Source organism: Pseudomonas sp. URMO17WK12:I12 (assembly GCF_000514395.1).
Classification (GTDB): Bacteria; Pseudomonadota; Gammaproteobacteria; order Pseudomonadales; family Pseudomonadaceae; genus Aquipseudomonas; species Aquipseudomonas mucoides.
Window position 1 is genome coordinate 285,042 of record NZ_AZVV01000005.1, and the last position, 14,138, is coordinate 299,179.

Genomic DNA, 14,138 nt, shown 5'->3' on the forward strand with positions numbered 1-14,138 from the left:
CTTCAGCTTAGCCTTGTCTGATGCTTCAGAGTGAGCGAACTCTGCAGAGTTCGAAGGTGAAAGTTCGAAGGCAAAAGAAAACCCGCACCAGGCGGGTTTCTTTTTTAAGCGGCTTGCAGTTGCCGATCCATCGAAGCGATGCACTCGCGCATCTGTTCGCGGCACTGGGCCATCAGCAGGGGCATGTCGTCCAGACTCAATCCTGCTGTCGGAATCGCCGGCAGCGAGCGAATCAGAATTTTCCCACTGCGCCAGCGGTTCAATCGCATGTGTTTGACGTAACTGCTGACGCACACGGGCACGATTGGTACGCCGGCAGCAATCGCCATTTGGAACGCGCCTTTCTTGAACGGCAGCAACTCTTCGCCCAGGTTGCGCGTGCCTTCCGGAAAGACCCAGATCGACGTGTCTTCATGCTGCAAGGTGTGCGTGGTGGTCAACATCGACTGGCGCGCCTTGTGCGCATTGCCGCGATCGATCAACACGTTGCCGGCCAGCCAGAACAACTGCCCGAACAGCGGCACCCACTTCAGGCTCTTTTTGCCAATGCACACGGTACGGCGGGGCACCACGTTGCCGAATACAAACAGGTCGTAGTTGGATTGGTGATTGGCGATGATCACGCAGCTGTCAGGCTTGTTCATCAACGGCCCGACATCGGCCTTCACCCGTAAACGCAAAATACACATCGCCGGCCACGCATAGAGACGTGCGCACAAACGGCTGTTGTCCGGGTTGAACGGGCGACACAGGCCCAGAATCACCCCAAGCACACCGGCCAGAATAAAGTGCAGGCCCATCAAGAACATACGAAACACAAACAGCATTTACAGGCCCCACCGGGACAAAAGGTGGCGCAGTGTACGGATGTGCACTGTTTTCGGCAATTGCCGCTATAGAGGAGGGAGATAGGCGATGTTTGTGCGCATGTTTCCGACTTGTGGGTCAGACGCGTTCTAGAGCGGTTACAGACTTTTCAACATCATGGGTAAGAAAAAGCCCGACTCGACGGTCGGGCTTTTCAACGCTGCGAGTCTGGGCTTAACCCAAGTGTTGCTGATCGAGGATGATTGCGTTATCCAGCGTCTCCAGCAGCGCCTTGCGTACTTTCAACTTGGTGTTCTTGTGCGCGGTCATGTTGATCTTCTTCAATTGACGAGCGGCCGCCAGCGCGGCGCCCTCCAGCTCTTCGGCCGAGACCACCACGTCGAGGAAACCTGCGTCTACGGCGCTCTTCGGAGTGAACATCTCGCCATTGATCACCGAGCGATGCAGCGCAGCCTTGCTCAGGCGATCACGGGCAATCTCGATACCGGCGTGGTGCATGGTCATGCCGATCTGCACTTCGTTCAGACCAATGCTGAACGGGCCATCAACCCCAATGCGGTAATCCGCCGACAACAGCAGGAACGCACCCTTGGCCACGGCATGCCCAGGGCACGCCACGATCACCGGGAACGGGTGCGACAGCAGGCGACGGGCCAGCGTCGAACCGGCAGTGACCAATGCCACGGCTTCTTTCGGACCGGACGTCATCACCTTCAAGTCATAACCACCGGACAGAATCCCCGGCGTACCGGTAATGATCACCACCGCACGATCAGTCACTGCCTGATCCAGCGCAGCGTTAAACGCGGCAATCACGTCGGGCGAGATGGCATTGACCTTGCCATTGCTCAGGGTCAGGGTCGCGATACCGTCTTCGAGATGGTAGGAAATCAACTCACTCATGACGCTATTCCTTGTATGAAAGTTGGGGCAGACGTTACCCACCGCGACAGGCCAGGTAAAGCGCCGTGACTGACCCGCCAGTCACCCTTTCCCCGCCGCACAAGCGTAGCCCGCCACATCCGCGGCGCGTTCCCTTCTATATAGAAGCAGGCGCGAAGCCGGAGATTGGCAGGTTTGCCATGACGCCAAACCCGGTGGAACGACTAAAACGCTAAGCGCATGAAAATTCTGCAAAAAAAGTTTGCCATCGGAAATGGTTTCGACTACATTAGCGCGCCTCGACAGACAGAACTTGTTTGACGAGATACGGTGAAGTGTCCGAGTGGCTTAAGGAGCACGCCTGGAAAGTGTGTATACAAGAAATTGTATCGAGAGTTCGAATCTCTCCTTCACCGCCAAATTCGATGTAACCAGAACCCCTGATTTCGAGAGAAATCAGGGGTTTTGTGGTTTCCGGGGGCTGAAAAAGAGTCTGGCCAGTGCCCCATCGAAAGCGCACGACAAACAACTGCCGAATGGCTAACTGCGCTCACCTCACTCTTGCCCCTGATACGAATAGGCAATGCTCGAAGACAAATCGGCATAGGTCGCCTGGTTTGCGATAGCTACCATGGCACCACACCTACTTGTCGGAGATGGCCATGATCAGCAGAAAAACCCTCTTCATCACCGGGGTCAGCAGCGGCTTCGGCAACGCCCTGGCGCAAGAAGCGCTTGCAGCGGGCCATCGCGTCATCGGCACCGTTCGCAGTGAAAGCGCGTTGCAAGCTTTTCAGGCTCTTTCCCCGGACAGTGTTCATGGGGTCATCCTGGATGTAACGGACTTTGATCGCATCGACAGCGTCATAGCGGAGGTTGAAGCAAACCACGGCCCGGTCGATGTATTGGTCAACAATGCCGGCTACGGACATGAGGGCATCCTCGAGGAGTCGCCGCTGGATGAGATGCGTCATCAGTTCGACGTCAATGTCTTCGGCGCGGTAGCGGTGATCAAGGCCTTCCTGCCTTATTTCCGCAAGCGTCGGGCCGGTCACATTCTCAATATCACGTCCATGGGCGGCACCATCACAATGCCGGGTATCGCCTACTATTGCGCCAGCAAGTTTGCTCTCGAAGGTATCTCGGACACACTCAGCAAAGAGCTACGGCCTTTCAATATCTTCGTCACGGCGGTGGCACCTGGCTCGTTTCGCACTGACTGGGCAGGACGTTCGATGCAACGCACGCCGCGAAGCATTGCCGACTATGACGCCAGTTTCGACCCGGTACGTAAGGCACGCGAAGAGAAGAGCGGCAAACAGCTGGGCGACCCGCGAAAAGCAGCACAAGCGATGTTGCAGGTCATTGCCAGTCCGACGCCGCCTGCGCACGTGTTGTTGGGTAGCGATGCATTGAGCCTGGTGCGTGACAAGCTTGCCAGCGCTGCCAGTGAAATAGATCAATGGGAAGCGGTGACCCGTTCAACCGATGGCTGATCGGCAAGTACAGGGAGCATTAATGACTCAGGTCGACTCACGCACCTCGCGCATGGTGCAGTTGATGGAAAAGCTCGCTCCGGTTGAAGGCTACAACCTGAGCGCGCTGGAGGACGTGCGCTTTTTGCGTTCAAACCGCCCGCTGACCCGCACTCCGGTTTTGTACGACCCCGGCATCGTGATCCTGTGCCAAGGACGCAAGCGCGGGTATCTGGGCGATGATGTCTACCTTTACGACGCCCAGCATTATCTCGTGGTCTCCGTCCCCGTTCCGTTCACCATGGAGACCGATGCCAGCGAAGCGGAGCCGATGCTGGCGGTTTACATGCGCCTGAACTTCCAGCTGGCCAGCGAGTTGCTGCTGCAAGTCGATGAAGCACTAGGACCCAGTGATGCCCAGCCCAAAGGCATGTACGCGTCGCCAATGGACGACTTGTTACGTACCTCGACGCTGCGTTTCCTTGACGCCATGAGTCGACCGGGTGATGCGCACATACTCGGCCCGTCGCTGATGCGGGAAGTCTACTACCGCATCCTGACGGGCGAGCAGGGTGGCTCAATGCGCGCGGCGCTTAATCGCCAGGGGCACTTTGGCAAGGTCACTCGGGCCATCCGCAAGATCCACAGTTGCTACCACGAGCACCTGGATGTGGAGTCCCTTGCCCAGGAAGCAAGCATGAGCGTGCCCAGCTTTCACCTGCATTTTCGTAGCGTGACGGACTCGTCTCCGATGCAATACCTCAAGTCGACACGCTTGCATCAGGCTCGATTGCTGATGTTGCACAACGCGATGACCGCTTCGGCTGCGGCGTTCAATGTGGGCTACGAAAGCGCCTCGCAATTCAGTCGGGAGTTCAAACGCTTCTTCGGCCGAACGCCCCAGGCTGAGATTGAGTGGATGAAGGCGACCTATGCGTTGCCTGCGCCGTCCACGCCGTCCTTTTATGTTTCGTCGCATTAGTGATAAGTCGGGCCTGCTAGACTGCCGAACCCCTCGAATGGAATCGACACAATGCCTCACCTTCGCGCTGTTCACCGCCGCACTGTCAGGTCCCTCACTGCGGTGTTGGCATGCGCCCTGTCACCACTCGTCACCGCAACCACATTCCCTGACGCCGAAGCCAGTGACCCCGCCAAACTGGGCTGGATGGTCGGTTCGCCACCTCCTGCCGATCGCACCGTGCGCTTCGAGGACGGCAGTTACTTCCAGTTCCCGGCTATGCGCTGGAGCGTTTCGAACTTCCGGCAGCTCATGCCGACAATCAACGTTTCACGAGGCCTCGGCGCCCCGGTCCCGCTGACTTCTGCGCTGCGCAACGATATCGATGCCGTCAGCTTCACGCCGCTTGGCGCAACGCAGGCGATGACCTGGAATCAATCCCTCGCCGCCACTTACACCGACGGAATTGTGGTGATGCACAGGGGCAAGGTGGTCTATGAGCGCTACTTCGGTGTGCTGAAACCCGAAGGTCAGCACGCGGCGATGTCAGTGACCAAATCCGTGGTCGGCACGCTGGGTGCAATGTTGGTGGCTGAGGGGCGAATCGATGCGAACAAGCCTGTCGCCGATTACGTTCCCGAACTGGCGGCCTCCGCGTTCGGCAGCGCCACGGTACGTCAGGTCCTCGACATGACCACCGCACTCAAATACAGCGAAGACTATGCCGACCCGAACGCCGAAGTCTGGGCGCACGCAAAGGCTGGCAGTCCATTGCCCAAGCCCAAGGACTACACCGGGCCGCGGAGTTACTACGAGTTTTTGCAGACCGTTCAACTGCAAGGCGAACACGGCAGCGCGTTTGGCTACAAGACCGTCAACACCGACGCCCTCGGCTGGATCATCGCCCGAGCGACCGGCCGCAACGTTGCGCAGTTATTATCGGAGCGCATCTGGAGTCGTTTGGGCGCCGAGCAGGATGCCTATTTCACCGTGGACGCCATCGGCACGCCGTTTGCTGGCGGTGGCTTGAACACCGGCTTGCGAGACCTCGCCCGGTTTGGCGAGATGCTGCGCAATGACGGCCAGTTCAACGGCCAGCAGATCGTGCCCAAAGCCGTCGTGGATGACATTCGTCGTGGTGGCGACAAACAGGTTTTCGCCAAGGCCGGTTATGACTTGTTGAAGGGCTGGAGTTACCGCTCGATGTGGTGGGTGACGGGCAAGGAGGACGGGGCATTCATGGCGCGCGGCGTTCATGGCCAGCGCATCTATGTCGATCCGAAAGCCGAGATGGTGATTGTTCGTTATGCCTCGCACCCGGTTGCCAGTAACTCGGCGAATGATCCGGTGACGCTGCCGGCGTTTGATGCGTTGGCCGCGTTTTTGTCCAAGTTGCCTTGATTCGCTGTTTATAAAGAAGGAATTCCTATGATCACCACCACAACCCACGCCATCGAAGGCCGTCAGATCACCGCCTACCTGGACATCGTCAGTGCCGAGTCAGTGCAGGGCGTGAACGTTATCCGCGACGTGTTTGCCGGGATGCGGGATTTTTTCGGCGGGCGTTCCCAGACGTTGGAGCGGGCGTTGAAGGAAGCGCGGATTCAGGCGACTGACGAGATCAAGGAGCGGGCGCGAGCGCTTCAGGCGGACGCAGTGGTAGGGCTCGATTTTGAGATCAGCATGCCGGCTGGCAAGGGCGGGATGGTCGTGGTGTTTGTGACGGGGACAGCGGTCAGATTGAAGTGATTCGATTTGTTTGATCGCGAGGTGTTTTATCGGTCGCAGCGCGGGCCATTCGTCGGGCACGCAACAATCTGAATTACAAGTCCGGTAATGACCGACTAGTCTCAAAAGCCTTGGTGGTCGATATTTTTCAGGCAAATGGCTTTGCCGGTGTCGACCCTTTTTGAGAGGGGAAGAGGTATGGCTGATCCGTATATCGAAGACGACGGGGCTGAATTTCCAATCAACAATTGCGTTAAATGCGGCCAGACAGAGTATGTGGCGGGCTTCGGGGAAGACCCGGTCCAGGTCGGCAAAGTGAAATCCACCGTGCCCAGAGGGCCGAAGTCGAAATTTCTACCGAGAGTGGCAGCGCCTTCCAGGAAGTAACCGTTAACCGCACAAACCCCGCCATTCAGCGGGGTTTTTCGTTGTTGCAGCACCCATTGTCGGTTGAAAACCCGGCGGCAGACGCTCGGTGGTGTTGGTCGTTTGTTTTTTCACAAACTTTTCACAGCATCGCCCGTAGGCTCAAACCATCCGTTAGAAAGCAGTACCTGGCCCGTTCCCCAGCGGGCTTTTTTTTGCCTGCCATAAAACCTTTTCCATAAACGCTGTCCAACCGTCGCTAATTGCGAGGTGCGGAGGTTTTTGTGTGGACGTTTCGTGCGCTAAAGCATTCAATCCCCGCCTTTCATTTATCTCCCTATTTTTGAGGTTTTCGTCATGCGTTTAACTCTGCCTGCACTGGTTCTTGGGCTTCTGGTTGCTCAAGGTGCGATGGCTGCCAGTGATGGCACCGCGGCAATTGGCGGCGGTCTGGGCGGTGCGCTGGGTAATGTGGTCGGCCAAAGCATGGGCGGCAGCACCGGCGCAGCGATTGGTGCGGGCGTAGCGGGCGCAGCCGGCAGTGCTGTTACAGCACGCAAAGGCCACCGTACTTCCGCTGCCATTGGTGGTGGCGTTGGCGCGGCCGGCGGTTCGGTGATCGGCAACAGCCTGGGTGGCAAGAGCGGTTCCACCATCGGCGCTGGTTTGGGTGGTGCTTTGGGCGGCGGCGTTGGCAGCAACCTGGCCAACGGTCACAAGCGTCACTGATCCTGATCGATCAGCATCGAAGAGCCCGGCTAAACGCCGGGCTTTTTCGTTAATGAACGATTCTTTGACCCAAGCCTCAAAGGTCGTATACCCCCGTAGAATAAGAGGCTTCCCATGACTCCGGTTAACAACGGCAAAAAGTGTAGAAACATCATTGCTCGACGTTTGGTGCTGTCTGCGTTTGTGGTTGGACTGTTCGCGGCTCAAGGTGCAATGGCGGCCGGCGACGGCACCGCTGCAGTGGGCGGCGGTCTGGGTGGTGCGTTGGGTAACGTCGTCGGCGGACAATTGGGCGGCAGCACAGGCGCCGCTATTGGCGCGGGCGTTGGTGGTGCGGCCGGTAGCGCAGTCGGGGCGAGTAAAGGCAATCGCAACGAGGCGGCTATTGGCGGTGGTTTAGGTGCAGCAGGTGGCTCAGTGGTTGGCAACAGCCTCGGCGGCTCGACCGGTTCGACCATCGGCGCGGGCCTTGGCGGTGCCGCGGGTGGTGCAGTCGGGAACAACCTGGGCGACGACGGCAACAATGGCAGCTCACATTCCGGCCACGGGAACGGTCACAAGCATAAGCACAAAAACAAGCATCACTAATACGCTCTCGAATAGAAACCCGGCCTGGTGCCGGGTTTTTTGTGTCTGCAATTCGCAAACCGGAACGATTGGCCACAGGCGGTCTCGAACTTCATACACCCCCCAATAATGCGAGGCATGCCATGACGCCAGAAACCGAAGGCAAAGAACAAAAAGGCCCAAGCGGACTTCCATTCATCAACGACCCTGGCAATGAAGATCCGGGTTCACTCATGGACGACGCCACGGTGCCCCTCAACGACTCTGATGACGCGGGCGATGTGGGGAACCTCGAGTACGAAGAAGAGGATGAAGACGTAGATTGATGTGTTTTGTTTAACCGATCGTCTCTCTGATCGAACACCACCCTGCATCACCCCTCGAACTATCAGGGCCTGCTTTTCAGGCCCTTTGAGAGGTGCTTATGAACGCTGATCCGAAAGACACCGACACCGACGACACACCTGAATATCCGCTGCCGTCACCGACCGATTCGTTGAGTCGTGATCAACGTCCGCCCGATGACGATACGGCGGTGGAGCAAGTGCCTGAGGATGATGTGAGGCGCGGTGATGTCGAGGCGGACCCTGAAGATCCGGACATTGCCGGTGAGGATTACTCAGGCGAGCCGAGCTGAGTCAAGCCGCTCGTCGGTTGTGTGGCACCTTTAAAAACAGAGCGCTGCCAGATCAGGTATGCACCTTTTTTAAAGGAGATGCGTCATGGTCAGTTCAAAACTCACAGCCCTGATCATTGCAGGGCTGTTGTCTGTCGGCTCGTTGAGTGCGCTGGCTCTATCCAATGGGAATGATGCGCCTGTGGATAAAGGGGGGATGCCTCCGTCGACTGAAATGAATGCGAATTCTGCTGATGGTGATGCGTTGCCGCCGGGGAGTATTAATGGTGGGAATGGGGGGGATGCGAATGGGAGTAGTACTAGTCCGGGGAAGGGGAGTGGGGCGGTGAGTGGTGGGAGTGGGGCTGGAGGATCGGACAGCTCTGGAGAAGAGGCTGATGGGAGAAAGAAAGAGACTGGTAGTTAAAGCGGTAAAAAGCCCGGGTAATGCGCCGGGCTTTTGGTATTTAGTTACGACTAGTCCTCATCGTGGGTTTTTTCAGTCTCAATCCATTTTCTATAAAAGGCTCGCTGTTTGGCTGAGTCGTTAGTTAAGTTGTGTTCATCGTAATCGAATATGTAAATCACGTCATCGAATGATGAGGCTTTACCTAAAGTTAATTCGTATGCTTTCAATCCAAGAGACATCTGTGATGACATGCTGGACGTATGAACATTTACTTTTGATCCTTTGCATAGGAATTTTATTCCAGTGTTGTCTTCTCTAGTGCGAGCGAAGCATCTATAAAAATCAGAGTCAGAATAGGTTTTAGATAATCCGTTTTGCATCGTGAATATGATGGTTACATCTCCGTTTCCAGCTTTATTGTCGCATGTCAATCGAGCCGTTTCTTTAAGTCCATTGTTTTCAATCGTTATTTCTACTGTCCGTATCATTTTTTAATTCTCCTGTTAGGGTTTGGTATGGAATAACCAAAGTCTTTGCCATTATCAAGAATTAGGGTTGCTCCAAGTACGTCCTCTTTTTCAATGCGGCTTGGAATGGCAATTTCTTTTTCTCTACCAAACTCGTACAAAGATCCTAGTTCTATATTTAGATCGTGTCCGGGGATTTTGTTGAGTGTATATAGATAGCCCGGTTTTGTGTTGTATTCAGTGGCGAAAAATTTCCCGGCTTCCCTAGAAGTGGATGTGCTAATAAAATTGCTCGGTGGATCCCGACTGTCTAATGAGTGTAGTAGTAGGTCGTTGCTTTTTCCTTTGCTTTTAAAACCATTTTCAAATACATCGTGAGGCTCCCTTTCGTCTCCGCGATATAAGAAGTCGTCCTCTTTTTTGGGTTTTGGTAATTGGGGTTCACGATTTTTAATCGCTACCTTACTGGCCGGATCCTCCTCCCCAAACGCCGGCCTCTTACACCCATCCCCCCCAGGACACTCATTCAACCCCAACGGATCAACCCACCCCGTCGGGTTCCGCGTGTACTGATACCCGTTCAACCCACCCGCTAACCCACTCGGGTCCGGCGTCAAATACCGTCCCAGATCCGGGTTGTAATAACGATGCCGGTTGTAATGCAGCCCTGTCTCCGCGTCGAAATACTGCCCTTGAAACCTCAACGGTTGATCCAGCACCTGATGGGTATCGCGATTCAACCGGGTCAGGCGGCCGTAGGCGGTGTATTGCGCGGCCCAGATGATGTCGCCGCTGTAGTCGGTGAGTTCTTGGGGGGTGCCAAGGTGGTCGAGTTGGTAGTAGAACGGGCAGGCCTGGCGTGGGCCTTTGCCGTCGAGCATGGCGAGTGGGCGGAAAGTGCCGGGTTCGTAGAGGTAGCTGCGGTGGTGGTCCTGGCTGTGTTCGGCGATGAGCTGGTCGCCTTGCCAGAAAAACTCGGTGGTTTTGCCGTCGACGGTTTTGCGGATGCGGCGGCCGAAGGCGTCGTAGCGGTAGGTCGCGCAGGTGCCGTTGGGCAGCGTGGCGCTGATTAACCGGTGTTGGCAGTCGTAGTGGTATTCGGTGACGAGTTTTTGCCCGGTGCCGCGGCGTTCGCGGATCAGGTTGCCGAAGGCGTCGTAGTCGAAGTGGCGGTCGCCTTGCATCAACAGGCGATTGCCTTTGACGGCGGCCGGGCCGGGGCGATCCTGCATCAGCAGGTTACCGGCGGGGTCGTGGGCGAAGCTTTCGGGTTGTTGGTCGCGGGAGTGACGGACGCGGATCAGGCGGTTGAGCGGATCGTATTGGTAGTTGCGTTGGCCATGGCGGGTGTCCGCGAGGGTGTCGAGGTTGCCGTTGGCGCTGTAGGCATAATCGCGTCGATACAGCGATTGCGGGTGTTGGCTGACGGCATGGGCCTTCAGACGACCTTGTTCGTCGTGGTCGTACTGGCTGTGTAACAAGCCTTGCTGGCGCTTTAGTTCGCGGCCGAATTGATAGGTGTGGCTTGTGAGCCGGGTGCCGTTGAGGTCGATGGCTGTCAGTGCGCCACCCTTGGCGCGGTGGTAATCGATTTTGCTGTTGTCTGGCAGGCGCAGGTGGTTGAGTCGGCCGCACGCGTCGTAGCCATAGCGCAATGTGGCCCAGCTCTGGTGTTCTGTGATCAGCCGGTTCTGAGTGTCGTATTCGAATTCCAGTGGGTGATCGTGGTTGTCGTCGACACTGACCAAGCGGCCCAGGCTGTCGTAGTGGTATTCGACGTTGTTGCCGTCGGGCAGGGTTTTGATCAGCAGGCGACCGGTTGAGTCCCGTTGGTAACGGGTCATCAGTTGCGAGCCGTCATCGCCGAACTCGATTTTTTCCAGCAGATGACCATTGAGGTCGTAGGCATACGCAGTGCGTCGACCGTCAAATCCGACTTCCTGTCGGATCAATCCACTAGCTGTGTAGTCCAGTCGATAGTGTTCGCCGGACTCGTTCTCGATTTCGGTCAGCAGAAGCCGTGCGTTGTCATAGCGATAGTGCAGATGCGTGCCGTCGGGGTTGATCCGGCGGCTGACCAGGTGCAGGTCATCGTCGTACTCAAAGCGCGTGACACGCCCCAATTCATCGCGTTCGGCGGTGATTTTGCCGTAGGCGTTGTAGCTGAAGGCTCGGCTGGCACCAGTAGGAAGAGTCGTCTGGAGCAGTCGGCCAACGGCGTCCCATTGGTAGTGAGTGACAGCGCCATGTTCATCCTGACGGGTAATCTGCCGTCCCAGAGCGTCGTAGGAAAACCGCCGCTGACCGCCGTCCGGCAAGGTCTCCTCGATCAGTTGCCCGATAGCATCCCGAACGAAAACATGACGACTGCTGTCCGGAAAACGGATCGATGCCAGTCGTCCTTGAGTGTCGTAGTGGTAGTGAGTGACCTGGCCGTCGGGGTCGATGGATTCGGTGACATCACCCTGAGCGTTGCGTTGATATTTCCATACCGCCTGACCGCGATAACGCGCATGCAGGAAACCGTTGCGGTATTCGTAGGACGTTGGCTCATCTTCAGGTGGAATCAGCGCAATCAGCCGCCCGAGATCGTCGTAGCGGTATTGAGTAATGGCCCCCAACGGCCCCTGTTCGGCAATCAGCTGACCCTTGTGGTCATAAGTCTTGAGGTGCTCGGCGCCATCCGGCCCGACCCGGCGCACCAACCGCGCCGTATCGTCATGGACGTAAACCTCCTCGCTGCCATCGACGTTTTTAACCAGCACTGCGCCGTTGTCGTCCCAGGCATAGCGCGTATCCATTTGCGCGAACGTCGCCCAGTGCCTTGTGCATCGGGCCGCTTTGCCGGACCGCTCCCACTCCCAAAAAAAACTGGCCCCACCGGCCAATTGCCGCTGGAGAATCACGTGTCGGTCGTCGTAGTCGTACCGTTCGCTTTCCCCGGCGGCATTGGTCGCTTCGATCAGTCGCTGTCGGGCGTCGTAGCGGTAGGCAATCAGCGTTTGCTCGGTACGCCAGGCGTCAGCCGCCGTATCGGCGGGGTGAAACGACTGGTACTCGACGGCGACGATGTGCCGGCGCTCGTAGCGCAACAGCAGCGAACGACCGGCGCCGTTGTCGAGGCGCTGAATGCGATCCTGCCGGTCACGGGTGATGTGCAGCCTGTTGTTATAGGCATCGCTGATCGTGGTCAGCCGGCCATTGCGAAAGTGATAGAACCGCGCGGTTTCGCCAGCGAGGGCGAGCACCAGTTCTTCTGGTTGATCCCCTGAATAAATCGCCGCCCGCGACAGGCTGTTGTGAATGGCCGGGCGTTTCTGGCTGGGCAGCGGAAATGTCGTGCGGCGGTTTTCATGGTCGATCCAGACGACGTGCTCTGCGTTCAGCTCCAGCCGATGCGCCAGCGAATGACTCCAGCCCCAGCCCAGCCCGCAATCGATTTCCACCGCGCTGCTTCGGTACAACCGGGTAAACGCAAACGGCAACAAACCGTTGAGCGATCCATCGTCCAGGGTCAGCAACTCTTCGCCGGTGACCATCGACACCGGACAGCCATTGGTGCAGGTCAGTGGCCCGCAATCGGCGCTGTCGCCGTTGGGGTTTTTCGCCTGCTCGGGGGCGTCGTCGCGCTGTTCGTGCCGGCTCAGGCGAGTCTTGGGTGCGGATTTGTTGCGAGCAATGGCGACCGGGTTGTTCACCCATACAACCGGTGCAGAGCCTGCACTGATCTGTAGCGGCACCGCAGGCGCAGGGTTCAGCGGAACAGTGCGGATGTTGACCGCGAGGGGTTTGAATACGCCCGTATGGGGCGTCAAGTCGGATAGAGCGGCCAGGCGCAAACTCGCGGCTGCCAGCCATTTACGCGCTCGCTCCGATTTGATTTTGCCCAGCACCTTCGCACTGATACCGAACCTCAGCCCTACAGGCCCCGTGAAGCGTGCCAGCAGGAATCCAATCAATACCCCTGTACGAATTTCTGCCACAACTTCGGCGATGTGCTGCGGTGGCATCATCCGCAGCCAACTGGTGAACGCCGCCAGATGGATGAACATCAACGGCTCGTCACTCAACACCAGCAACAGATTGGCAATCGATTCAGCCGAGGCCTGCAGCAGCGTTTCAAGTTCTACTTCGGTCAGGTACTCAAGGAGTTTTTCGCTGTTGGCCTGCAGGTCGGTGATCAGCTCGTAAATCTGCTTCACGTCATCCCACAAACCGTTTAGCGACGTCTCAACACCGAGCCAGTCAGCTTGTTGCAACAGGCCGTATCGCTTGAGGAATCCGGCTTGTGCATACTCGGCCCATGGCGCTTCGAATTCAGTCGTCCACTCATTGCGCAGCCAGTCTTCCAGGCCGTCGATGACGCCTTGATAGGAGGCGTAGAGTGCTTTGACATGATCGGTGGAAACATTCGGAAAGAAGGTGATGCGGTAACGTTGGCCGCGTTCGCACTTGGGGATTTCGAGAATGCCGCTGGGGCCGATCTCGTGGTTGACCGGCTCGCCATAGGTGCCATCAGCATTCAACGGCTCGAGCATCACCGGCGTATTGCCGATGGGGACGAATTGCGCCGCGTCGAACATGTGTACCAGCGTCAACGAGCCGCTGGCCGGGCACGCCCCGACGGTGGAGCTGACAGGCGCAGTGGAATGCTTTGGCGCGACCAGCCGGACTTCGTTGCCGACCTTGAACACCTGCTCGATATCCAGCGCCTTGCCGGTCCAGAAACTCTCCGCCCAGGCATCGTAGTCGTTGAGGCACAGTCGAAAGTCAGCCAGCAACCCTTCGACATTCGGCTGCTCAGGGTCCATGGCAGCGACCACCAGCAGTCCGATGGTGTTGTTCAAGGCCAGAACCTTGTCAGGTTCGAACATTCGCAGTCCCTCGCGCAGATCAGATGTGAGCGCGAGACTTTGCTTGGGATCAGCGGCTAAAGAAGTCGGGAAAAGAGGCGTTTTATGTAGGGAAAGTCGCTAAATGACGGTCAGCACTTTTTGTAACGGTCGGGCATTGCCCGTTGCTCAATGTCAGCCGCGCTCGCTATGCTGCTGAATCCTTTAATCGATCACGGACCCGGCCACACCTGCGCCGCCTCTGGGATGTCATTAGA

At 57.2% G+C, this 14,138-nt stretch carries 13 protein-coding genes and 1 tRNA gene; 10 read left to right on the forward strand and 4 right to left on the reverse strand.

Annotated features, from left to right (window positions below; translation table 11 throughout):
• Window positions 1-104: 104 nt before the first annotated feature.
• Together D882_RS0106740 and D882_RS0106745 are read right to left on the reverse strand one after the other, a co-directional pair.
• Window positions 105-827: a 1-acylglycerol-3-phosphate O-acyltransferase gene (locus D882_RS0106740; protein WP_027922522.1), complete on the reverse strand. Its 723-nt coding sequence runs from the start codon at window positions 825-827 to the stop codon at window positions 105-107.
• A gap of 214 nt (window positions 828-1,041) precedes the next feature.
• Entirely contained in the window at window positions 1,042-1,731 is a 690-nt protein-coding gene (locus D882_RS0106745) for a crotonase/enoyl-CoA hydratase family protein (protein ID WP_027922523.1), read from the reverse strand.
• 308 nt (window positions 1,732-2,039) lie between these two features.
• Here D882_RS0106745 and D882_RS0106750 point away from each other — a divergent pair.
• The 10 genes from D882_RS0106750 to D882_RS0106795 all read left to right on the forward strand — a co-directional run bounded on the left by D882_RS0106750 (window position 2,040) and on the right by D882_RS0106795 (window position 8,173).
• Window positions 2,040-2,129 (forward strand) — tRNA-Ser (locus D882_RS0106750).
• 243 nt (window positions 2,130-2,372) lie between these two features.
• Window positions 2,373-3,206 (forward strand): oxidoreductase, encoded by an 834-nt coding sequence (locus D882_RS0106755; protein WP_027922524.1) that lies wholly within the window; start codon window positions 2,373-2,375, stop codon window positions 3,204-3,206.
• 22 nt (window positions 3,207-3,228) lie between these two features.
• Complete coding sequence (locus tag D882_RS0106760) at window positions 3,229-4,167, forward strand: AraC family transcriptional regulator (RefSeq protein ID WP_027922525.1); 939 nt, start codon at window positions 3,229-3,231, stop codon at window positions 4,165-4,167.
• 51 nt (window positions 4,168-4,218) lie between these two features.
• Entirely contained in the window at window positions 4,219-5,547 is a 1,329-nt protein-coding gene (locus D882_RS0106765; protein ID WP_027922526.1) for a serine hydrolase, read from the forward strand.
• A gap of 27 nt (window positions 5,548-5,574) precedes the next feature.
• Window positions 5,575-5,895, forward strand: coding sequence for a YbjQ family protein (locus D882_RS0106770; RefSeq protein ID WP_027922527.1), 321 nt, complete (start codon window positions 5,575-5,577; stop codon window positions 5,893-5,895).
• 177 nt (window positions 5,896-6,072) lie between these two features.
• On the forward strand, window positions 6,073-6,261 hold the full coding sequence (locus tag D882_RS1000000133120) for a hypothetical protein (protein WP_027922528.1): 189 nt from the start codon (window positions 6,073-6,075) through the stop codon (window positions 6,259-6,261).
• Between the two features lie 336 nt (window positions 6,262-6,597).
• On the forward strand, window positions 6,598-6,969 hold the full coding sequence (locus tag D882_RS0106780) for a hypothetical protein (RefSeq protein ID WP_027922529.1): 372 nt from the start codon (window positions 6,598-6,600) through the stop codon (window positions 6,967-6,969).
• Window positions 6,970-7,083: 114 nt separating this feature from the next.
• Window positions 7,084-7,557, forward strand: a complete 474-nt coding sequence (locus D882_RS0106785; RefSeq protein WP_050590149.1) for a glycine zipper domain-containing protein — start codon at window positions 7,084-7,086, stop codon at window positions 7,555-7,557.
• A 122-nt stretch (window positions 7,558-7,679) separates the two neighbouring features.
• Window positions 7,680-7,862, forward strand: coding sequence for a hypothetical protein (locus tag D882_RS0106790; RefSeq protein ID WP_027922531.1), 183 nt, complete (start codon window positions 7,680-7,682; stop codon window positions 7,860-7,862).
• 98 nt (window positions 7,863-7,960) lie between these two features.
• Entirely contained in the window at window positions 7,961-8,173 is a 213-nt protein-coding gene (locus tag D882_RS0106795; protein ID WP_027922532.1) for a hypothetical protein, read from the forward strand.
• 456 nt (window positions 8,174-8,629) lie between these two features.
• Here D882_RS0106795 and D882_RS0106805 read toward each other — a convergent pair whose 3' ends face one another.
• On the reverse strand, window positions 8,630-9,049 hold the full coding sequence (locus D882_RS0106805) for a hypothetical protein (protein WP_032833448.1): 420 nt from the start codon (window positions 9,047-9,049) through the stop codon (window positions 8,630-8,632).
• Window positions 9,046-13,902, reverse strand: a complete 4,857-nt coding sequence (locus tag D882_RS0106810) for an RHS repeat-associated core domain-containing protein (protein ID WP_027922535.1) — start codon at window positions 13,900-13,902, stop codon at window positions 9,046-9,048. The genes D882_RS0106805 and D882_RS0106810 overlap by 4 nt, the downstream gene beginning before the upstream one ends.
• Between the last annotated feature and the right edge of the window lie 236 nt (window positions 13,903-14,138).